The sequence below is a fragment of the Dyella kyungheensis genome, from assembly GCF_049913195.1.
Lineage (GTDB): Bacteria > Pseudomonadota > Gammaproteobacteria > Xanthomonadales > Rhodanobacteraceae > Dyella > Dyella kyungheensis.
Genome location: NZ_CP183983.1, coordinates 2,410,485 through 2,430,730, shown reverse-complemented (window position 1 = coordinate 2,430,730; position 20,246 = coordinate 2,410,485). Strand labels below are relative to the sequence as shown.

At 64.2% G+C, this 20,246-nt stretch carries 17 protein-coding genes; 11 read left to right on the top strand and 6 right to left on the bottom strand.

The window, feature by feature from the left end:
* Positions 1–4 precede the first annotated feature (4 nt).
* Positions 5–1,009, bottom strand: coding sequence for a glucokinase (locus ACN9MB_RS10835; protein ID WP_204637850.1), 1,005 nt, complete (start codon positions 1,007–1,009; stop codon positions 5–7).
* A gap of 317 nt (positions 1,010–1,326) precedes the next feature.
* Between ACN9MB_RS10835 and ACN9MB_RS10830 the strand changes: the two genes are divergently transcribed.
* The 6 genes from ACN9MB_RS10830 to ACN9MB_RS10805 are packed head-to-tail and all read left to right on the top strand — an operon-like array spanning position 1,327 to position 7,386.
* Positions 1,327–2,352 carry an aldo/keto reductase gene (locus ACN9MB_RS10830; protein WP_426271825.1) on the top strand — a complete coding sequence of 342 codons (1,026 nt, stop codon included), beginning with the start codon at positions 1,327–1,329 and terminating at the stop codon, positions 2,350–2,352.
* On the top strand, positions 2,349–3,203 hold the full coding sequence (locus ACN9MB_RS10825; protein ID WP_426271824.1) for an amidohydrolase family protein: 855 nt from the start codon (positions 2,349–2,351) through the stop codon (positions 3,201–3,203). The genes ACN9MB_RS10830 and ACN9MB_RS10825 overlap by 4 nt, the downstream gene beginning before the upstream one ends.
* 46 nt (positions 3,204–3,249) lie before the next feature.
* Positions 3,250–3,996 carry an SDR family oxidoreductase gene (locus ACN9MB_RS10820; protein ID WP_426271823.1) on the top strand — a complete coding sequence of 249 codons (747 nt, stop codon included), beginning with the start codon at positions 3,250–3,252 and terminating at the stop codon, positions 3,994–3,996.
* 13 nt (positions 3,997–4,009) lie between these two features.
* Positions 4,010–4,867, top strand: coding sequence for a fumarylacetoacetate hydrolase family protein (locus ACN9MB_RS10815; protein WP_426271822.1), 858 nt, complete (start codon positions 4,010–4,012; stop codon positions 4,865–4,867).
* Between the two features lie 50 nt (positions 4,868–4,917).
* Positions 4,918–6,237, top strand: coding sequence for an enolase C-terminal domain-like protein (locus ACN9MB_RS10810; RefSeq protein ID WP_204637845.1), 1,320 nt, complete (start codon positions 4,918–4,920; stop codon positions 6,235–6,237).
* A 3-nt stretch (positions 6,238–6,240) separates the two neighbouring features.
* A complete protein-coding gene (locus ACN9MB_RS10805; RefSeq protein WP_426271820.1) occupies positions 6,241–7,386 on the top strand; it encodes an alpha-hydroxy acid oxidase in 1,146 nt (381 codons plus the stop codon).
* On the opposite strand, the gene ACN9MB_RS10800 is transcribed toward ACN9MB_RS10805, so the two are convergent.
* Together ACN9MB_RS10800 and fucP are read right to left on the bottom strand one after the other, a co-directional pair.
* Complete coding sequence (locus tag ACN9MB_RS10800; protein WP_426271819.1) at positions 7,387–7,737, bottom strand: L-rhamnose mutarotase; 351 nt, start codon at positions 7,735–7,737, stop codon at positions 7,387–7,389. It lies immediately after the preceding gene.
* Complete coding sequence (gene fucP, locus ACN9MB_RS10795; protein ID WP_426271818.1) at positions 7,734–9,035, bottom strand: L-fucose:H+ symporter permease; 1,302 nt, start codon at positions 9,033–9,035, stop codon at positions 7,734–7,736. Before fucP ends, ACN9MB_RS10800 begins: the two co-directional genes overlap by 4 nt.
* Before the next feature lie 189 nt (positions 9,036–9,224).
* On the opposite strand from fucP, the gene ACN9MB_RS10790 reads away from it, so the two are divergent.
* The 3 genes from ACN9MB_RS10790 (at position 9,225) to ACN9MB_RS10780 (ending at position 10,921) form a co-directional block, all read left to right on the top strand.
* The gene (locus ACN9MB_RS10790; RefSeq protein WP_204637841.1) at positions 9,225–10,004 is read left to right on the top strand and encodes an IclR family transcriptional regulator; all 780 of its coding nucleotides are present in this window, start codon (positions 9,225–9,227) and stop codon (positions 10,002–10,004) included.
* 78 nt (positions 10,005–10,082) lie between these two features.
* Positions 10,083–10,508, top strand: a complete 426-nt coding sequence (locus ACN9MB_RS10785) for a YeeE/YedE family protein (RefSeq protein WP_426271817.1) — start codon at positions 10,083–10,085, stop codon at positions 10,506–10,508.
* On the top strand, positions 10,505–10,921 hold the full coding sequence (locus ACN9MB_RS10780) for a DUF6691 family protein (protein WP_204637839.1): 417 nt from the start codon (positions 10,505–10,507) through the stop codon (positions 10,919–10,921). Before ACN9MB_RS10785 ends, ACN9MB_RS10780 begins: the two co-directional genes overlap by 4 nt.
* 55 nt (positions 10,922–10,976) lie before the next feature.
* Here the strand turns inward: ACN9MB_RS10780 and ACN9MB_RS10775 are convergent, their stop codons facing one another.
* Both ACN9MB_RS10775 and ACN9MB_RS10770 read right to left on the bottom strand, forming a co-directional pair.
* Complete coding sequence (locus ACN9MB_RS10775; protein ID WP_426271816.1) at positions 10,977–13,268, bottom strand: pentapeptide repeat-containing protein; 2,292 nt, start codon at positions 13,266–13,268, stop codon at positions 10,977–10,979.
* The gene (locus ACN9MB_RS10770; protein ID WP_426271815.1) at positions 13,169–16,768 is read right to left on the bottom strand and encodes a hypothetical protein; all 3,600 of its coding nucleotides are present in this window, start codon (positions 16,766–16,768) and stop codon (positions 13,169–13,171) included. Before ACN9MB_RS10770 ends, ACN9MB_RS10775 begins: the two co-directional genes overlap by 100 nt.
* A 552-nt stretch (positions 16,769–17,320) precedes the next feature.
* Here ACN9MB_RS10770 and ACN9MB_RS10765 point away from each other — a divergent pair.
* Both ACN9MB_RS10765 and ACN9MB_RS10760 read left to right on the top strand, forming a co-directional pair.
* Positions 17,321–17,908 (top strand): hypothetical protein, encoded by a 588-nt coding sequence (locus ACN9MB_RS10765; RefSeq protein WP_338031036.1) that lies wholly within the window; start codon positions 17,321–17,323, stop codon positions 17,906–17,908.
* Between the two features lie 81 nt (positions 17,909–17,989).
* Entirely contained in the window at positions 17,990–18,271 is a 282-nt protein-coding gene (locus tag ACN9MB_RS10760; protein WP_426271814.1) for a hypothetical protein, read from the top strand.
* Between the two features lie 75 nt (positions 18,272–18,346).
* On the opposite strand, the gene ACN9MB_RS10755 is transcribed toward ACN9MB_RS10760, so the two are convergent.
* Positions 18,347–20,212: a glycoside hydrolase family 2 protein gene (locus ACN9MB_RS10755; protein WP_426271813.1), complete on the bottom strand. Its 1,866-nt coding sequence runs from the start codon at positions 20,210–20,212 to the stop codon at positions 18,347–18,349.
* Positions 20,213–20,246: the final 34 nt, after the last annotated feature.

Here is a 20,246-nt window from a genome sequence, read left to right as displayed (position 1 = left end):
CGTGTCAGCGAGCCAGTCGCCAGTTCGCGGCGCCCTGCACGCCCAATTGCCCATGCTCGACCACAAACACGGGCGTACTGTTCAAGAACGAACGCATCACGCCCTTGTCCAGGAAGCGCTCGGTAAATGGACCGGAGCGCAGGATGCTGGTGATGCGCGCGAGAAAACCGCCTGCCAGGCAAACGCCGCCGCTCGCATTGAAGGCAATCGCCACGTCGCCGCAGAACGCGCCCAGCCAGCGGCAGAATTGATCGACCGTCTGCGTGGCGAGCGCGTCCATGCCGGCCAGTGCCATGGCGGTGATCTCGCCGGGATCGGCAAACGTCGCAGGCACACCCTGCACGGCAGCGAGCGCGCGATAGAGACGCAGCAGGCCAGGTCCGCTGAGTACGCGGTCGTAAGGCACGTAGCCGTCGACCGGTCCCAACTGCGCGCGGATGGTCTGCTCGATGCCGGGGCGTGCGGCCAGCTCCATATGTCCTGCTTCGGTATGCAGCACGCGAGCCGGCCGGCCCGGCAGCCAGAGTGCGGCGCCGAGTCCGGTGCCGGGACCGACCACGGCCACCGGGCCGTCGGGATTGGCGACACCATCCACGATGAGAGTGCTGTTCTCCTCGCCGAAATGGCCGACGGCGTGCGCGAATGCCTCGAAGTCGTTGAGTACGTCGATGGAAGCAAAGCCGCCTTCGATGCGCAGGCGGTCGAGCAACACTGGCCAGGCCAGGCTCTCGTTGATCACCACGCCATGCTCGACGAATCCTGCGCACGCCAGCACCAGCGCGTCGGGATGCACGCTGTGATCGCGACAGAAGCTGCAAAGAATCTCCGCCAGCGAGGCGTGCTCGGCGCAGCGATAGACCTTGTAGAAGACGATGTCCGGCTGGCCCGTGGCGACGTCGGGCACGACCAGCCCGATGCGTGCATGCGTGCCGCCGACGTCCGCGGCCAGGAAGGGCGACACCGGGCGGGATTGCCTGCCCAGGGTGCCGGCGATGATCGGCGCGCCCATGTCCTGCAGGCGATCCCTATGCAGGGGTTCGATCCCCTTATCCGATAACGGCGCCATCACCTACCCCGATGCTGTGCATGCACTACCACCAACCTTCGTTGGCGAACGCGGCGAACGGCTATCTGCTCGATGGAAGGCCAAACGCGACGCTCAGCGCGTCGGCTTGGCGTAAGCCAGCCCGCCCTTCCGCTCACATATAAACCTAGTTTTTATCTGTGCACAAGTAGTAGGATGCCCAAAAGGCGCCGCCACCCGGGTGGCCGGCGCCCGGTGGCGCAGCGTTCCGGCCTTGCAGGAGGCGGGTTTTGGGGGTTTTGATGCCGGCTCAGCACGAACAGCAGATCTCACCCGTCCAGCCCGGCGGGAGCGATGCCCGGCTGGCCTCGCTCGCCTTCGGCGGCGCGCCGGCGGGCAATCTGTATGCGGGCGTGGGTGACGAGGCGGCGCGGGAGGCGATCGCGCACGCCTGGCGTCATGGCATCCGGCATTTCGACACCGCGCCCTTTTACGGCTACGGCCTCAGCGAGACGCGCATCGGCGATGCGCTGCAAGGCACCGAGCGCTCCAGCTATACGCTGTCCACCAAGGTCGGCCGGCTCATCGATATCGACGAGGACCACAAGGACCGCAGCGACGGCTTCGCCGTCGACGGTCGCCGCGCCTATTTCAATTACACCCGCGACGGCATCCTGCGCAGCCTGGAGAGCAGCATCCGGCGGCTGCGCACCGGCCGCATCGACCTGCTGTTGCTGCACGACATCGGCGAGTTGACCCATGGCGCGCGTCACCCGCAGATCTTGAAGCAGGCGCTCGACGAAGCGCTGCCGGCCATGGCCGAATTGCGCGATCAGGGCGTGGTCGGCGGCATCGGCCTGGGCGTGAACGAAGAGGCCGTCTGCCTGGAAGTGATGGATCGTTTTCCCCTGGACGCGATCATGCTGGCCGGCCGCTACACGCTGTTCGAACAGGCGCGCAGCAAAACCGTCATGGCGAGGGCCGAAGCGGACGGCGTGGCTGTACTGATCGCCGGCCCCTACAACTCCGGCCTGCTTGGCGCGGACGCTGGACCGGGCGATACCTATGACTACGCTCCGGCATCGCCGGCGATCAAGGAGCGCGCGCAACAGTTCTACGACTTGTGTGCACAAGCCGGCACGAGCGTCGGCGCGGCCGCATTGCAGTTTCCGCTCGCGCACCCGGCGGTGACGAAAGTCGTGTGCGGGCTGCGCTCGGTGTCCGAGGTCGACGATGCCATGGCACGCATGCGTGCCACGGTTCCCGCTGCGACCTGGGCGTCGCTGATCGAACAAGGCCTGCTCGACACGAGCGTGCGGACGCCATGATCATCGACGCGCACCGCCACTACTGGGATCCCTCGCGCCTGGACTATGGCTGGCTGGCGCACGCTCCGGCCACGCTGCAACGCGCTTTTCTTCCCCCCGATCTTGAAGCGGCGACGGATGCCTGCCTCCTCGTGCAGGCCGCACCGGACGAGCGCGAGACGCTGTTCCTGTTCGACCTCGCCCGGCAGACCGACGGCGTGCTCGGCGTCGTCGGCTGGGTCGACATGGAGGCGGACGATGCCACGCAACGCATTGCCGCCCTCGTCGAACAAGGACAAGGCCTGCTGCGCGGCATCCGCCCCATGGTGCAGGACATTCCCGATACGGAATGGCTCGCCCGTCCCTCGCTCGATCGCGCGTTCGACTGCCTGCGCGACCATGGCCTGGTCTTCGACGCGCTGGTGGACAACCGGCATCTGCGCGCGCTTTCGCAGCGCCTGGCCCGGCACTCGGGCTTGGTCACCGTGGTCGACCACGGCGCGAAACCGAACATCGCCGATGGGCAATTCGCCTCGTGGGCCGGCGCGATCGCCCGCGTTGCCCAGGTGCCGGACGTGGCGTGCAAATTGTCGGGATTGCTGACGCTGGCGGATCTCAACAACGGCATGGCAGCCATCGAGCCCTATGTGGCGCATCTCTTCGAAAGCTTCGGTGGGCAACGCGTGCTATGGGGCAGCGACTGGCCCGTACTCACCACGCATGCCACCTACGAACAATGGAAAGCCTGCGCGCAGAAACTGACGCGGCGGTTTGCCCGTCGCCACGAGACGGCCGTGTTTGGCGGCAACGCCACGACGATCTATTCACTCGCCGGTCGCGTGCCGGCGGCGGCATCGGGAGCAACATCATGAAAACCGGGTTCACGCATCGCATCGACACCCGCGCGGAGTGCCGTGCATGAGCGGCCGCCTGTCCGGCAAGCACGCGCTCGTCACCGCCGCGGGAGCAGGCATCGGTCGCGCCACCGCGCTCGCCTTCGCCGAGGCCGGCGCCACCGTGTTGGCCACCGATATCCATGAGGGCAACCTGGCGTCGCTTGCCGCGAGCCATCCTTCGATCCGCACGCACGTGCTCGATGTCACCGACGACCCGGCGATCCAGGCGCTGGCCTCGTCCACGGAGCGCATCGACGTGCTGTTCAACTGCGCCGGCTACGTGCACGCGGGCACGATCCTCGACACCGACGACGCCAGTTGGCGACGCTCGTTCGCCATCAACGTGGACAGCATGTTCCATCTGTGCCGCGCCGTGCTACCCGGCATGCTGAGCCGCGGCGCGGGCAGCATCGTCAACATGTCGTCGGTCGCTTCGAGCATCAAGGGCGTGCCCAATCGTTTCGCCTATGGTGCGACCAAGGCGGCCGTGATCGGCCTGACGCGCTCCATCGCCGCCGATTACGTATCGGCTGGCATCCGTTGCAACGCGATCTGCCCCGGCACGGTCAAGACGCCGTCGCTCGGCGAACGCGTGCGCGCCCTCGGCGGCGACGAGCAGGCCGCCTGGCAGAGCTTTACCGCGCGTCAACCGATGGGACGGCTTGGCACGCCCGAGGAAATTGCCGCGCTCGCCGTGTATCTCGCCTCCGACGAATCGTCCTTTACCACCGGCACCATCCATGTCGTGGATGGCGGCTGGTCGAACTAATGGAAGCCACTGCATGAAACTTTGCCGTTATGGAGAACGCGGCGCGGAGAAGCCGGGCCTGATCGATGGCGACGGCGCCCTGCGCGATCTGTCGGGCGTGATCGACGACATCGGCGCAAGCGTGCTCGCCCGCGACGGCCTGCGCCGCCTGAAGGCGATCGATCCGTCCACCCTGCCCCGTGTCGATGGCACGCCGCGTTTTGGCGCGCCAGTGGCGCACATCGGCAAGATGCTCTGCGTGGGCATGAACTACGCCGACCACGCCGCCGAAACGAACGCACCGGTGCCCGAGCAGCCGGTGCTCTTCATGAAGGCCACCACGGCCATCGGCGGCGCCAATGATGCCGTCGTCATTCCACGCGGCTCGGTGAAGACCGACTGGGAAGTGGAGCTTGGCGTGATCATCGGCGAGGTCACCCGCTATGTCGACGTCAACCAGGCACTCGACCATGTCGCCGGCTATGCGGTGATCAACGACCTGTCCGAGCGCGAATTCCAGTTGGAACACGGCGGCCAATGGGTGAAAGGCAAAAGCTGCGACACCTTCGGGCCGATCGGCCCGTGGCTGGTCACCAAGGATGAGATTCCCGATCCGCAAAAGCTCAACCTGTGGCTCGAAGTGAACGGCCACCGCTACCAGAACGGCAACACGCGCACGATGGTGTTCGGCGTGGCGCAACTGGTGAGCTACATCAGCCGTTACATGACGCTGATGCCGGGCGACGTGATCAGCACGGGGACGCCGGCCGGCGTCGGCCTGGGCCTGCATCCGCCCACCTATCTGAAGCCGGGCGACGTGATCGAACTGGGTATCGATGGACTGGGCCGGCAGCGACAGGACGTACTCGCCTATCCCGCATCGTTCGCCTGAACGCCGCCCGTTTTTTCTTATTGAATCCCCGGCACCGGAGGCCGGCCACGATGGTGAAGATTACCGCCCTGGAAACGTTCGACGTGCGCTTTCCGACGTCGCTGGCGCATGACGGCTCGGATGCCATGAATCCCGATCCCGATTACTCCGCCGCCTACGTCGTGCTCAAGACCAATGCACCCGATGGCCTGGCCGGTTACGGGCTGGTGTTCACCATCGGGCGCGGCAACGACGTCCAGACCACCGCGCTGGCGGCACTCCGTCCCATGGTGGTCGGTCGTGCGGTCGACGATATCGTCAACGATCTCGGCGCATTCGCGAGGCAGCTCACCGGCGATTCCCAGCTGCGCTGGCTCGGCCCCGAGAAGGGCGTGATGCACATGGCGATCGGCGCGGTCATCAATGCCGCATGGGATTTGGCCGCGCGCATGGCGCACAAGCCGGTCTGGCGTTTCATTGCGGACATGACGCCCGAACAACTGGTCGCCCAGATCGACTTCCGCTATCTCACGGATGCGCTGACGCCCGCCCGGGCACTCGAGATGCTTCGAGCGGCCGAACCGCACAAGCAGGATCGCATCGCCCAGCTGGAGAGCGAAGGCTACCCTGCCTATACCACCTCGCCCGGCTGGCTCGGCTATTCGGACGAAAAGATGCAGCGCCTGGCCAAAAAAGCCGTGGCGGACGGTTTTCGCACCATCAAGCTCAAGGTCGGCCTGCGCATGGAGGACGACCTGCGGCGCTGCCGTCTCGCGCGCGAGGCGGTGGGTCCGGACATCGCCATCGCGGTGGACGCCAACCAGCGTTGGGACGTCCAGACGGCTATCGAATGGCTCAAGCCGCTGAAGGACATCGGCCTGGCCTGGGTCGAGGAACCGACCAACCCCGACGACGTGCTGGGCCACGCGGCGATCCGGCAAGGCATTTCGCCCATCCCCATCTCCACCGGCGAGCACGGCCAGAACCGTGTCCTGTTCAAGCAGCTGCTGCAGGCGCAGGCGGTCGACCTGATCCAGATCGATGCGGCGCGCGTGGGTGGCGTGAACGAGAACCTGGCCATCCTGCTGCTGGCCGCCCACTTCGGCGTGCGTGTTTTCCCCCACGCTGGCGGCGTGGGGCTGTGCGAGCTGGTGCAGCACCTGGCCATGGCCGATTTCGTGGCCATCACGGGCAAGAAGGAGGATCGCGCGATCGAATTCGTCGATCATCTGCACGAGCATTTCGTGGAACCGGTAGCGATCGCGGAAGGGCGCTACCTGGCGCCCACCGCACCGGGGTTCTCCGTGCGCATGCACGACGCCTCGATCCGCGACCATCTGTTTCCCGGCGGCATCGTGTGGAAGAACGCTCCCAAGACAGCGGTGGGATAAGCCATGAAGACGCCCGTGACAAATATCGCCGACCTTCGCGAGATCGCTCGCCGGCGGGTGCCCCGGGCCTTCTTCGAGTACGCCGACCGCGGCTCGTACGATGAAACGACACTGCGCGAAAACCGGCGCGCCTTCGATCGCCTGCAGCTGCGCCAGCGCGTCATGCAGAACGTGGATCATCGCTCACTGGGAACCACCATCCTCGGCGCGCCGGTCAGCATGCCGCTCGCCATCGCGCCGACCGGCCTGACCGGACTGCAGCACGGCAGCGGCGAGATCCTTGGTGCGCGTGCGGCAGCCGAAGCGGGTATTCCGTTTTGCCTCAGCACCGTATCGATCTGCTCGATCGAGCAGGTGCGTGCCGCCTGCGATACGCCGTTCTGGTTCCAGGTCTACGTGATGCGCGACCGCGGCTTTACCCGCGAGCTGATCCGCCGCGCCCGCGCCGCGCAATGCTCCGCCTTGATGCTGACGGCCGATCTCACCGTGCAGGGCCAGCGCCATCGCGAAATCAAGAACGGCCTTTCGGTGCCGCCCAAGGTGACGCTGCGCAACCTGTTCGACATCATGAGCAAACCGCGCTGGGTCTGGAACGTGCTCAAGGCGCCGAGCCGTTCGTTCGGCAATCTGGATGGACGCATTCAAGGGGCCGACAGCCTGACTACGCTGGCGCAATGGATCGCCAACCAGTTCGATCCCACGCTGAACTGGAATGACCTCGCCTGGATACGCGAGGAATGGCCGGGCAAGCTGATCATCAAGGGCATCCTGGATCCGCAGGATGCGCGCCTGGCCGTCGAACACGGCGTCGATGCCATCGTGGTTTCCAATCACGGCGGCCGGCAGCTGGATGGTGCGCCCGCCACCATCGATGTGCTCCCTTCGATCGTCGATGCCGTCGCGGGCCGCACCGAAGTGCTGTTCGACAGCGGCATCACCAGCGGCCAGGATCTGATCAAGGCGTTGGCACTGGGCGCGCGCGCCGGCCTTATCGGCAAAGCCTTCCTCTACGGGCTCGGTGCCCACGGACAGCAAGGCGTGGCGCAGGCGATCGAGCTGATCCGGCGCGAGCTGAGCGTCACCATGGCCTTGACCGGGCAGCGCGACGCCACCCGCATCTCACGTGACATCCTGTGGCGTAACGGCTGATCAGTCGGCGCATTCGGCCAGATCGAAGATCCGCTGCATCGGCACCCATTTCTGCCCTGCGCCGGCCCACGGCAGCGGTTGCTGGAACTTCGACATAAGGTTTTCCCAGGCCTGCACGCGCTCGCTGGCGGCATCGGCGCGAGCCTTCGCGTCGGCATCGAAATCCGGCGCCACCCGCATCAGCATGACCAGCCGGGTACCCGTGCGGAAGATCTGCATGTCCTCGATGCCGGCTTGGCGAATCGACGCCACGATGTCCGGCCAGATGTTCTCGCGGCGATGCCAGTGTTCGTATTCGGCGATGAGCGCGGGATCGTCGCGCAGGTCCAGTGCCAGGCATTGCCAGCTCATGCCGGCACCCTCGCCGGCGCCCGCTGCCATGCCTGTTGTGCGAACAGGAAGATCGCCACGAAACACAGCGCGGGAACCAGCATCGCGTGCGCGATGCCGACGCGATCCGACACCACACCCATCACGGCGGTGAGCACGGCGCCGCCGACGATCGACATCACCAGCAGGGCCGCGCCGAACTTCCGCTCGTCGTCGCTCCTGCCTTCCACGCCCAGCGCGAAGATGGTCGGATACATCACCGACATGAAGAAACTCGACGCCACCAGTGCATACATACCCTCACGCCCGGGAGCGAGCGCGGCCATGGCCATCAGCAGCACATTGATCAGCGCGAACCACGCCAGCACGCGCGACGCCTTCAGGTGTTTCATCAGCAGCGCACCGGCAAAACGGCCAAGCATGAAGCAGACCAGTCCGGCGGTGACGAAACTGGCTGCGGTCTTGTCCGCCGTGCCCGGCATCGTCGCCTCCGCATAGCGGATCATGTGGCTGAAGATGGCCACTTGCGCACCCACGTAGAAGAATTGCGCGGCGACCGCGCCCAGCAGCCTGCCATCGCGCAGCAGACGCCTCAGCACGCCACGCTCGATCGGTGCACCTTCCTCGCGCACGCCCACCGACGGGAATCGCGTCAGCACGATCACCACCGCCCACAAGATCACGACAAGGCCGATGACCAGATAAGGCTGCTGCACGGCAGCGGCCTCGCTCTTCATGAAAGCGTCGCGGGCGCCCGCACTCATGGCGGCGAGTTCCGCGGGCGTATGCGTCACGCCATCGAAAATGAATTGCTGCCCGATCAGCACGCCAGCGATCGAGCCCAGCGGATTGAATGCCTGCGCCAGATTGAGCCGCGCCGCAGCCGATGATGCCGGACCCAGCAGAGTCACATAGGGGTTGGCCGAGGTCTCGAGGAAGGCCAGTCCACACGCGATGACAAACAATGCGGCGAGGAACATGCCGTAGGTTGCAAACACCGCCGCCGGCCAGAACAGGAGTGCCCCCGCGCCATACAGGCACAATCCCAGCACGACCGCCGACTTGTAACCGTATCGCCGCATATAGGCGCCGGCGGGCAGCGCGACGACGAAATACCCAAGATAGAACGCGCTCTGTACCAGCGCGGCCTGGAAATCTGACAGCGTGAAGGTTTTCTTGAATTGCGCGACCAGCACGTCATTGAGGTTGTTCGCCACGCCCCAGAGAAAAAAAAGACTTACGATCAGGGCAAGGGGCCATAGCGGGACTTTGTTGCGAAAGCGACCGCCCGCCGTGATTGGCGCGGCTTGTGGGTGCATGAATGTCATCCTCCGGCCATTGGCGAGCGCCCGCCCATCTGCACGGGGCGCAACATTTGTGCAAATATGAACTTATAGTTTATATGTACCACAAGCTGCGGCGCAGCATGGCAGGGGGCGAGACCGCGGTTTTCCTCGGATGGTCCGCCCATGGGCTGCATGACGAGCCACTCAAAATCACGGACGCTTATGACTGCTGAGTCTCCCAAATACCGCGCTCCCGCCCTCGACAAGGGATTGGACATCCTTGAACTGCTGGCCCGCGCCGTCGCACCGCTGACCATTGCGGAGATCTCCGAAGGCGTCGGGCGTTCGCGCGGCGAAATCTTCCGCATGCTGCAGGTGCTGGAAGAACGCGATTACATCAGCCGTCCGGATGGCGAAGGCCGTTACTCGATCACGCCGCGACTGTTCCGGCTGGGCATGGAACAACCGCCAGTGAAAAGCCTGGTCGAAACCGCCCTGCCCATCATGCACCGGCTTGCGGAGGACATCGACCAGTCGTGCCATCTGGTCGTTCCGTCACAGGAGCAGATCGTGGTGATCGCGCGCGTCGATCCGCCGGGCGAAATCGGCCTGGTCGTGCGCGTGGGCCATCGCCGCCCGATCTCCCATTCCGCGTCGGGCTATGTGTTGCTGGCGTGGCAGGACGACGCCACGCGCGAACGCTGGTTCAGCATGATGATCGCGCACGAGCCGCAGTTGCAGCGCCCACCGATCGAGACGGCGATCCGCGACATCCGCACGGCCGGCGTCGCCACCATTGCGAGCCAGGTGGTCGATGGCGTCACCGATATTTCCGCGCCGGTGATGCAACACGACCGGGCCATCTGCGCGATCACCATTCCCTTCATCGAACGGCGCGGCTCCGGCATGACCATGGCGAGCACCACCAGGCTGCTGGTGGATGCCGCGAACGAAGTATCCGGGGCACTGGATCATCGTTCCACGTCGTCGCTGGACAACTGAGGCCGTAGCGAACGCTGGTATTCCGGCGATGGCGGGGCCTATATTCGCTGCATCGCACAGACGAATAGGCATGCCGGCATGCATCCCTGGATCTCGTCCCTGATGGGCGGCGTCATGATCGGGCTCTCCGCGGTCTGGCTGATGGCGGCGCTGGGTCGCATTGCCGGTATCAGCGGCATTGCCAGCGGCCTGTTGACCGGCGCGGGCGATCGCGACTGGCGCATCGCTTTCCTGATCGGCGTCGTTGCGGCGCCATGGCTGTTGGCGCTACTGCGAAGCGAGAACGCCATCGGCGCGCCGGTGGTCTCCTGGCCCTGGATGGTGGCAGCGGGTCTGTTGGTCGGCTTCGGTACGCGGCTCGGCGGTGGCTGCACCAGTGGCCATGGCGTGTGTGGCGTTGCCCGCCTGTCACGACGCTCGTTGCTGGCCACGGCGCTTTTCGTGGCCTCCGCCATGGCCACCGTGTTCGTCATTCGACATCTGCTGGGAGGACTCGGCACATGAAGATGGTGACTGCGTTGCTGGCCGGCCTGCTGTTCGGCTTGGGCCTGAGCCTGGCGGGCATGACCGATCCTGCCGTCGTGCTCGGTTTCCTGGATGTCGCCGGTGCCTGGAACCCTCGCCTTCTGTTCGTGATGGCGGGTGCCGTGCTGACCACGGCCATCGGTTACCGCTGGGTGTGGCGCGGTTCGAGACCGTGGTTCGACGACAGCTTCCGCGTGCCCGATGCAACGCGCATCGACCCACGCCTGGTGTTTGGCGCGTTGCTGTTCGGCGTCGGCTGGGGCGTCGCCGGTTATTGCCCCGGGCCTGCATTCGCGTCCTTGAGCGGTGGCTACTCGTCGGTGTTCGTGCTTGTGGCCAGCATGGCTCTGGGCTGGTGGCTTGGAGCGCGCGTACCCGCACGCTCCGCCTGATCAAGCGTGTGCCGCTGGCTCTCGTCGAGCCAGGAGCGTCGAGGCGCTGCCCTGCTCAGTACCTCCACTCCTTCGGCACCGGCCTCACGTAGAGCTGGTCGATACGGCATTGGCCAAGATGTCCGTCCGGACACGTGGTGGTGACGCCGGTCGTGTTGGTGTCCAGCTTGGTCTTCTCGTAAAAGAACGATTCACTCGCGCCGGTCTTGTTGTCGATGACCTTGATCTCGCCATCGCCGGATGATAATTGCGCGCTGCTGAGAATCGCGTCCGCCAGCGAGGCCTGCGAAAAATCGGCGCCGGCAAGACAGGCCGAGGAGAAATCCGTGCGCACGTCTCGCGACCGGGACGTGCTGACGTTGGCGAAGGTCGCGCCCACCAGGAAGGCGGTGGAGAACGTCACGCCGGCCAGGTTGCGGCCCTGCACGCTCTTGAAATCGACCGAGGCGAGCATCGCGTTGGAGAAGTTCGCATCCGTCAGCGCCGCTCCGTCGAATTTCGCCGACGCCAGCCAGGCTTTGGTAAAGAGCGCGCTTACCAGTACCGCTTTGTCGAACGACACCGAGTCCAGCTTCGCCTCGGTGAAGTCGGCGCCCTCCAAGACGGCTTCATTGAACTTGGCCTCGTTGAGAATGCAATTGCTGAACATCGAGCGCTTCAACTGGGCGTGGCTGAAATCAGCCTTGGGAAGATTGAGGTTGGCAAAACTGACCTGCGGGAGGATGGCGTAGGTGGCGTTGAACCCCTTGACCTCCCCCGGCAGTTCAACGGTGATGGTCGCATCCGTTGCATCGACGTAGGACCAATCGGTGCCGAGGAAGCCCGATTTGAACGTCGCCTTGACCAGGCGCGTGCGCTCGCCGAGTGATCGACCCAAACGCGGCTTGCGCGCGTGAGTGACCTTGCCAGCCAGGTTGACGCGGGAGAAATCGGCGCCCCGCAGGCTGGTGTTGTCGAAATCGACGTTGTTCAGCACCGCCGGCCCGGACGCCAGGCAGAAGGAGACGCCGTCCATCTCCGCCTCCTGAAACGACACGTCGTTGAGCGTGGATTCGCCAAACACCGTTCGTGGCAGCCGACCGCCCTTGAACGAAACCTTGCTCAGGCGAGCGCCTGCGAATACCGCCTCCGACGCGGTCACGCCTTCGAAGTTCACGTCGGCTATGTGCGCCGCCGCCAACTTGCCGAGCGGCCCGAAGTTCGCCTTGGCGAGATCGGCGCCTTTGAACGAATTGTCCTTGAGCGTGCTGCCATTGAACGCCGCGCCTGCGAGCTTCGCCGCGTTGAAACTCGCCCCGGTAAGATTGGCACCGACGAACAGCGCTCCCGGCGCCACGATGTTGTCGAAGTTCACCGCGCGCATGCTCGGCGCGGGATAGGGGTCGATCGCACCGAAAGCCGATCCAGTGAGGTCGGACTGCTTGAACGACGCGTTGTCGAGTTTCGAACCGGTATAGGCGGATTGCGCAAGTTTCGCAGCGACAAAGCTCGCGCGGGAAAGATCGCATGCGCCGAAGATGGCGTGTCCGGCCGCGCCGTCGAAAACCGTATCCTCCATGGGCAACTGAAGGAAGAAGGTTCCATCGACCTTTGAGTTCTTGAACGAGGCCCTGGGCAGCTTGCAGTCGATGAACTGCGTGCCGTCCAATACGGCATTGTCGAATACCGTTGCGGTGAGGTCGAGCCCGCGCCATTCCTGCCCGACGATTCGCGCGCCGTCGAGGCGGACGCCCTTCAGCTGGCTACCGACGAAACGGCAGCCTTCGAAGGTCGCGCCCTTGAAGTTCGTGTTCGTCACGATGGCCTTGGAGAAATCTGCCTCCTTGAAGCGAACGCCGGCGAAATCCACGCCGGAGAAATCGATCGTCACGCCGCCGAAGGGGGCGAAATCCGATTTGCCGCAGGAGCCGGCTGCCTTGATCGAGCTGATGCCCGTCGCCACCGATTCGAACGCAGGCATGGCACCGAGCTGCACCGAATCGCCGACGATGCCCTGGAACAACGACGCACCCGCGGTGAGTCGGCCTCCTTGCGGATCGTTCATACCTGCCAGCAATCCGTCCGTGGCGCGCAGATTCGGCCGCGGCATGAGATCCATGAACTCCTGGAAACTGAGTTCCTTCATCAAGCCGACTTGGGTGTAGACGCGCATGCGCTTCGCCTCCGCGTCGACCATGAACATGAAGCGGACCGTGTTCTGGGGCTGGCCCCACGGATAAATGCCGAAGATGCCTTCAAAAATGTACATCACTGCTTCCCCTTGCCGGCGCGCATCTTTGGCGGCGGCGGTAGCCACATGCTGACCGAAGGCTCCGTACGTCCGTCGGCACCGATCCAGGTTTCCCAATTGAGCGTGTACAGGCTGCGCGCCAGGTCGACCGCGATGCGCGCAGCCGCCACCCGTGGCGTGCTGACCAGGAAGCTGCCGTCGGGTTCGTAGATATCGACGCGGTACTGCTCGGGCGTCGAACCGTTCTCGTCGCATGCCAGCACGAACACGTAGCCCTTCGCCTCGACCGCGAGATCGAGATAGCGGGTCGACTGCGCCGCCGTGGCGCGTAGCGACAGGATGGCCGATTTCTCGCTGCTGCCGGCCTGCTTGAAGTACGGCACCGGATTGCCCGAGATGTCGAAGCACTGGATGCGCCGGTTGCCTTCTTCGAGCACCAACAGACGTCCGTCCAGCGCCACCGCCACGGCGCGGGGCAGCTTCATCAGGCCAACGCGCTCCCCTTCCCCGCTGTACATGCTCGCCATGGTGGCGCGGGTGTTCTCGCCGGCCTGCCTGGGCAACGCCAGGATGTACAGCTTGGACGTGTCGGCACTGACGGCAACGGCATAGCCCTGCGGATGAACCAGGAAGCCGTCGACCGCGCGCGGAAAACGTCCCCAGCTTTGCTTCGAACCCGGTTCGAAGCGCGGCTTGGCGCCAAGCGACAGTGCGATACGCCGGATGTGATAGCCGCCCGCCAGGTTCTCTTTGGCATCGAACTCGCCCAGCGAGGGATCCAGATAATAATTCGCACCGCTGCCATCCTCGGACGAGCCGATGTCATAGGCGACGCCACAGGGCAAGGTGAAACCGATCGGCGTGACTGCGCAACCGGCCTCGGGATCTTCCAGCAGCGAGATGTTCTGCATCGCGAACATGGCTTCGTCGCTCGGTGCACCGGGCCGGTCGCGCGGCAGATTCAAGCCCGTCGCCTGCCAGGAATAGGCGAGCATGCCCGGACGTTGCGCCACGGTGATGCCACCCAGGGACAACAGGCGATGCCCCGCGTCGGGAGACACCGTGGTAATCGTCGTGGTGGGCGCCGGCCCCTGCTTCCAGCGGTGCTTGCCACCCTCATAGGCGAGCGCCTGACGGTGCTGGTACACCGAGTCTTTCGACAGCGGGATCAAGGCGTTCTTCACGGTCACATCGATATCGAGCGTCGCGCTGCCGTTCGCCCCCTTCGCATCGATCCAGGAGCTCGCACCGAGCGCCGATTGCCAGCCGTTGGCCGCATAGAAGATCACGATGACCTTGATCCGGCCGCCGGCAGCGATATTGAGAAACTCGAACGGCAACGGTTTGGACAGGGTTTCCGCCGGCAGACGTTGCTCCTGCACCGGCAGTGCATTGCCCGCGTCGTAGAGCACCTGCACGACCATCCGGTCGTGGTGATCGGGGAACTTGTTGAAGGCCGGATCGGGAAGCACGCGGCCGCGCAGGTCGAAGGTGCGGGTCAGTTTCGTCGTGTAGTAGAACGGCGACTGCACCACGGCGGCGATGGTCTGGCCGAGCTGGAGCAAGGTCACCGCGGTATCGAACGCGAGGAAGGCCAGCCCAATCAGCGGAATGGATCGCTTGGCCACGCCCTCGGCGGCTTTCTCCGCGAGGTAGATCGAAAGCTTCTTGAGCCCGAGCTTGGCCAGCGCAGGCAACAGCTTCGTGGCCACTGTGCCGGCGGCCTTGCCGGGGTCCTGCGACACCCCGATATAGCCCCCGGCGCCGCCGCCGATCAGGGCTACGCCCAGGGAGTAGATACCGTAACGGACTTTCGGATCCTTCATCATGTTGTTGATGAATTTCGAGTCGGTCAGCGACGAACCCTGGATCAGCATGATCACGGGAAGCGCCAGTTCCAGCACGGCCGTGCAGGTGATGCCGCAGGCGCAGACGGTATCGTCGTACTCGCCGGTACCCAGGCCACCCCAATAAAGCTTCACCGAGGCGGCTTCGGCCGGCACCGGGATGTCGAGCGTGGTGGTCATCGGCCCCAGCGGAATGCCGAACACGTTGTCCACGGGCGCGAGGACATCGATGTATTTCTTGGTCGCGTGCTTGTCGAAATCCGGCGCGATGTTCAGCGGCATCTTCGACGACCACCCGGCCGGCGTGATGAGCTTCTCGGCGGCGTCGTAGAACTCCGCGTACGCACCCAGATGACGCATCCATTCATTGATGACATCGACGCGCAGGTTGCCGTACTGTCCCTTGATCGAGGGCCGCGCACTCCACACCTTGCGCTCGAGCCCGCTGGGCTCGCGGATGAAAAGGTTGACGCTGGTCAACGCATCCGTCGTCGACTTCGAGGTCACCTTCAGGTCGACCGTCAGATCCAGGCGCAAGGCATCGAGCGAGAGAGCCACCGTGGCGAAATCGGCCCCGGATCGATTGCTCTGGTGCTTCGCCGCGAAGGTGGCCGTCTCGTCGTCCTTCAGTACTTGTGCCGCAAACGTGCCGGTCCACGCGCCTTCATGCGCCGCGGTATCCACGCGGGCGAACATGCGCCCCTCGGCCAGCGCAGCGACCGTTTCCGCATTCATCGGCACGGCGTCGTCGGACGACCAGATCTCCTTGATCGTCCAACCCCCTTCGCGAGGCGGCTGGAAACTCACCGAGCCGGTGCTCACACCGTTCATGCGGCTGAGCGCCTTCAGCGTCCAGCGCGACTGGTCGGCGCGAAGCACGGGACGCGTGGCGATCGCGGCAGCCTTGAGCGGTTTGTGCTCATCGACGGTCTTGCCGTACTGCACGCGCCAGGTCTGCCCTTCGAGCTCCTGCAGCTGCTGCGAATACTTCAGCGCGAGTCCCATCGGTTCGGACATGAAGCGACGAACGCGTTCGTGCACCTCGATGGTGAAGACCGTCCCTTCCTTGTCGGTGACGACCTTGCCGTCATCGAGCAGCGGGACGCGCCGGGACCATTCGGGACCAAGATCGCGTATGGCGTTGAGCAGGTTGCGTCCCCGAAACCGAAGCGCGCGACCGACGCACTGCTCCAGGATGATGGCCGGAATCTGGCCGCCGTTGTCGCTGCTGAGGTTGATCAGTCCGGGGTGCTGAAACAGCAGCGACGTGGCGGTTTCAAAAGGATCAATCAGATCGTGCAGGCTTTCCGGATCGAAGCGTCCGGGGCGAAGCAACGAACGCAACAACGTGCCTTCCACCGCGTCGTCGCCCAGCAGCCACGCCAGCTTCGGGTGGATATCGTCCATGCCGGCAGAAAGCAGGCCACGCCTCGCCACGCTCTCCTGCCGTCCCGCGCGCGGCACATGGACGGCCAGCGACAGGAAATCCTCCGTGGGCGAACCGTCGACCTCGGTGCCGCAGGCCAGGTAGGTCATCATCACCGAGTCCGAAGGCAGATCGACTTCGAGGTAATGACTGAACTGCGCATCGGGCAGTTTCTGCAACAGCGGATTGCCGACGCGTGCATCGGCCAGCGTCGAGCGCGTATGCGCATGCACCCGATGCGGTGTCATGCCAGCGTAATAAGTGAGAACCCGATCGCCCCGCTTGTCCTTCGATGCGTCGAAGTGCAGCAGATGGCGTTCCACAGCCGTGCGCGTCCGTTCCATGCCAGTCCCTGATTGCGCGCAAGCCGGCCCGATGCTGTACGCGCTTGCGTAAAGCAGCCTGAGCCAAACGATGATCTGCCCGCGCGAGCCCCCCTTCGGGCTACCTGCGATTGATGCGGCCGTCGCCCCTGTGCGATCGACCTGCTCGGCGTATGTACAGCCTTTGCCTTGGCATGTAAAGATTATTGAAGAGCGCATTCTTGCGAATGCGGTCTCGATTTTCAGCAGCGATGCGGCGTACTGCCGAGTCGCTGCATCAATTTGGGAATCAAAGGCGCCGCCCTAGCGCATGGCGACCTTCTCGGCACTACAACTTTTGGCCGATCATTCGCGGCGTATTGCCGTGCCGACCGATACCTATCGTCCAAATGTGGCTCGATACTTGTCGCATTTTATTCGGCTGCCAGATAATCAAGTCTTCGCGAACAACGTCGATAGCCTTTGCTTGAACGCCAGCCGCACAAAGGCATGTGGCGTTGTCCAACAAACGAGTGGTCGATGCCTTGCGCTATCGACAGATGAAACGACCATCAAACCAAGAAGGGGCCTTGAGTGAAGCGATACCTGATCGAACCCGAATCCCTGTCGATCAACGAACCGGATTCAACAGCTTCACCCAGCGGCGAGAACGCGGCACCCGGCCACAAGATCCTCTATCGAATCATCGATACGACCACCCGGCAGATCCTTCCGCCCGAGAGCGAGGACATTGATGTCGTTGCGAGCGCATGCGCGCAGCTCAATGAGGCTTACGAGAAAGCCGTACAGGAAGCACCCGAAGGCGGCGAACAAGCATCCAGCCTCACCTCCGACGCCCTTCCGGCCGACATCGTGCAGGCCATCGCGATCAGCAATGCCAAATCGATCGGCGAGCAACCCGCCATCCTCGCGAACCTTGCCTTGTCGCAGCAGATATTCAACCAGAACCTGCAACAGCAGAACGCGGTCAGCCATCAGCAGGCCTTGAACCAGATCAAGCTCGCGGTGGTCGCAAAATACATCGCCATGATCGACAGCGTCGGCTTTGGCGATGAGGCGGCCATCGAGAAGATGGGGGCGGAGATCGAAAAGTTGGTCCATCAATTGGAGCGCATCCTCGAAGGAAAGGCCGGCAAGAGCCACGCCGAGCAAGCGAACTGACGCGCCAAGTGGATGTGACGAAAATGCCCGGCCTGTTTCGTCGACCAGGCTGGGCTACCCCATACTTTAAGGAAAACCACCGTGGCTAGTATTCCCGAAGATGTCCTCAGCGCCGTCGCTGTCGCCAACGTCAAGGCGATTGCCGGACAGCCCGCCATGCTGTCCAATCTGGCCTATTCGAACGTGGTGGCCAATACCAACCTGTCGCAGCAGAACGCCGTGGCCAACCAGCAGGCCATGAACGAACTCGGTATCACGGTGCTTGCCCGTGCCGCCACCACCATCGGCAACCTCGGTCCGGATCCACTGGTCGTGTATACGGTGAACGCCGCCAACGGCAAGGCCGAGCAGACGCCGACCTGACCGCCGCCCGATCCGTCAATGCAAGTGGCGCGCCCTGGGAGCGCGAGGAACGGAGTGTGACCGGCGCGGAAATCCTCAGGGTTTTCCGCCGGCACGTATCGTCGCCTCATTGATCGCACGCACTTGGGCCTCGTCCACCTTTTCGATCTTGCGGTCGTAGGTGAACAAGCCGTTGTGCTCGCCCTCGACGTCGGTGATCTGCGTGTAGACGCTGCCGGACATGCCCTTGGCCACTCCCTTGTCACGCAGCACCGCGGTGTTGGCGACGTAGCCGGCGTTGAGCGCTTCGCGATCTTTCACCGCGCCGTAGGGATTGATCGGCGTGTTCGGCCATACGTGATCAGCCACGCCGAGCGTAAGACCGCCATGCTCACCGTCGATGGCAGCACGCTGGGCATCGGGACTGGGCAGGCCGGGGCCCTGGTAGTCGTGCACATCGATCACGTCACCCGCATGCGGATCGCCCTTGGTATCGCAACAATTGGCTCCGCTGCGCGCATCGACCAGGCGCGTGGGATCGAGCTGCTTGATCTGCGTGGCAAGTTCAGCGGCGGCCGGAATGCTCCATTGGCCCCAGCCTTCGTTGAAGGGAATCCAGCCGATGATCGACGTCTCGCCCTTGAGTTGCTCGACGATCGCGGCGACATCCTTGCGGAAGCGCGCCTTGTCGCCATCGCTGAGCTTGTCGTTGCGGCCGTTCGGCATCGCCGGCATGTCCTGCCACACCATCAGGCCGATGTGATCGGCCCAATAGAACCAGCGCGCCGGTTCCACCTTGATGTGCTTGCGGATGGTGTTGAAGCCCAGATCCTTGGTTTTCTGGATATCGAACTTCAGCGCCGCATCGGTAGGCGCGGTGTAGATGCCGTCGGGCCAATAGCCTTGATCCAGCGTGGCCAGCAAAAAGGTCGGCTTGCCGTTGAGCACGATGCGGTTCTGGCCGCCCACCTTGGCGATGGCGATGCGGCGCAGACCGGCATAGCTGGTCACTTCATCGTGCTGATCGCCTTGGCTGAGCGTGGCCTTGAAGGTGTACAGGAAGGGATCCTGCGGACTCCACAGGTGCGGATGCGCGATAGCCAGGTGCAACGCCTGGCCTGGGGGACCGCTCGCCTCGCCCACCGGTTTGCCATCGGCATAGGCCACCACATGCAGCGTGGCGCCCGCGCCGGAGCCATCGATCTTCGAGGTGACCGTAAATGCATCCAGGCTTTTCGCCGCCGTGAAATGCAGTTGCGCCAGACTCGTGGCCGGCACCGGCTCCAGCCACACCGACTGCCAGATGCCTGAGGCCGCGGTGTAGAAAATACCCTCAGGTTTCAGGCGCTGTTTGCCCACCATCACGTTGACGCTGTCCACCGGCGCATGCACGGCGACCACGATTTCCTGCGCGCCGTGGCCGCGCAATGCCGAGGTGATGTCGGCACTGAACGAGGTATAGCCTCCCTCATGCTTCGCCACCTGCGTGCCGTTGACGTACACGATGGCGTCCTGCGCCACCGCGCCGAAATTCAACCGCACGTGTTTGCCACCCGCGGTGAAATCGGCGGGAACCTCCACCGTGCGCCGATAGAACATGAAATCCACATGCTGCTGCACGCCTGACAGCACGGACTCGATCGGATAAGGCACCAAGACTTGCTGCTTCAAGGCCTGGCCGAACGGCGGCGCACCCTGCCCATCGCCAGTCACGTATTGCCATAGGCCGTTCAAGCTCATCCAGCTTGGGTGATCCAGCGACGGGCGCGCCAGTTGCGGACGCGGGTACTCGGGCAACGCGTTGCTGGGCGATGCCTCGCTCGTCCAGGGCGTGGGTAGCGGCGCCACCTTGCCATTCCACACCGTGCCCTGCTCCGCCGCCATCGCGGTGGATGCGGCACTGATCGCGATGGCGCAGCTCATCAAGCGGCGAACGAAGCGTGCCCTGCTGTTTTCCGTCATTCCTGCTTCCTCATCAGACTGTGCGCTCGCGCTG

Bases quoted from the DNA above. Each gene is read 5' to 3' on its own strand.
- ACN9MB_RS10835 (WP_204637850.1), bottom strand. From the start codon at position 1,009: ATGGGCGCGCCGATCATCGCCGGCACCCTGGGCAGGCAATCCCGCCCG.
- ACN9MB_RS10830 (WP_426271825.1), top strand. From the start codon at position 1,327: ATGCCGGCTCAGCACGAACAGCAGATCTCACCCGTCCAGCCCGGCGGG.
- ACN9MB_RS10825 (WP_426271824.1), top strand. From the start codon at position 2,349: ATGATCATCGACGCGCACCGCCACTACTGGGATCCCTCGCGCCTGGAC.
- ACN9MB_RS10820 (WP_426271823.1), top strand. From the start codon at position 3,250: ATGAGCGGCCGCCTGTCCGGCAAGCACGCGCTCGTCACCGCCGCGGGA.
- ACN9MB_RS10815 (WP_426271822.1), top strand. From the start codon at position 4,010: ATGAAACTTTGCCGTTATGGAGAACGCGGCGCGGAGAAGCCGGGCCTG.
- ACN9MB_RS10810 (WP_204637845.1), top strand. From the start codon at position 4,918: ATGGTGAAGATTACCGCCCTGGAAACGTTCGACGTGCGCTTTCCGACG.
- ACN9MB_RS10805 (WP_426271820.1), top strand. From the start codon at position 6,241: ATGAAGACGCCCGTGACAAATATCGCCGACCTTCGCGAGATCGCTCGC.
- ACN9MB_RS10800 (WP_426271819.1), bottom strand. From the start codon at position 7,737: ATGAGCTGGCAATGCCTGGCACTGGACCTGCGCGACGATCCCGCGCTC.
- fucP (WP_426271818.1), bottom strand. From the start codon at position 9,035: ATGCACCCACAAGCCGCGCCAATCACGGCGGGCGGTCGCTTTCGCAAC.
- ACN9MB_RS10790 (WP_204637841.1), top strand. From the start codon at position 9,225: ATGACTGCTGAGTCTCCCAAATACCGCGCTCCCGCCCTCGACAAGGGA.
- ACN9MB_RS10785 (WP_426271817.1), top strand. From the start codon at position 10,083: ATGCATCCCTGGATCTCGTCCCTGATGGGCGGCGTCATGATCGGGCTC.
- ACN9MB_RS10780 (WP_204637839.1), top strand. From the start codon at position 10,505: ATGAAGATGGTGACTGCGTTGCTGGCCGGCCTGCTGTTCGGCTTGGGC.
- ACN9MB_RS10770 (WP_426271815.1), bottom strand. From the start codon at position 16,768: ATGGAACGGACGCGCACGGCTGTGGAACGCCATCTGCTGCACTTCGAC.
- ACN9MB_RS10755 (WP_426271813.1), bottom strand. From the start codon at position 20,212: ATGACGGAAAACAGCAGGGCACGCTTCGTTCGCCGCTTGATGAGCTGC.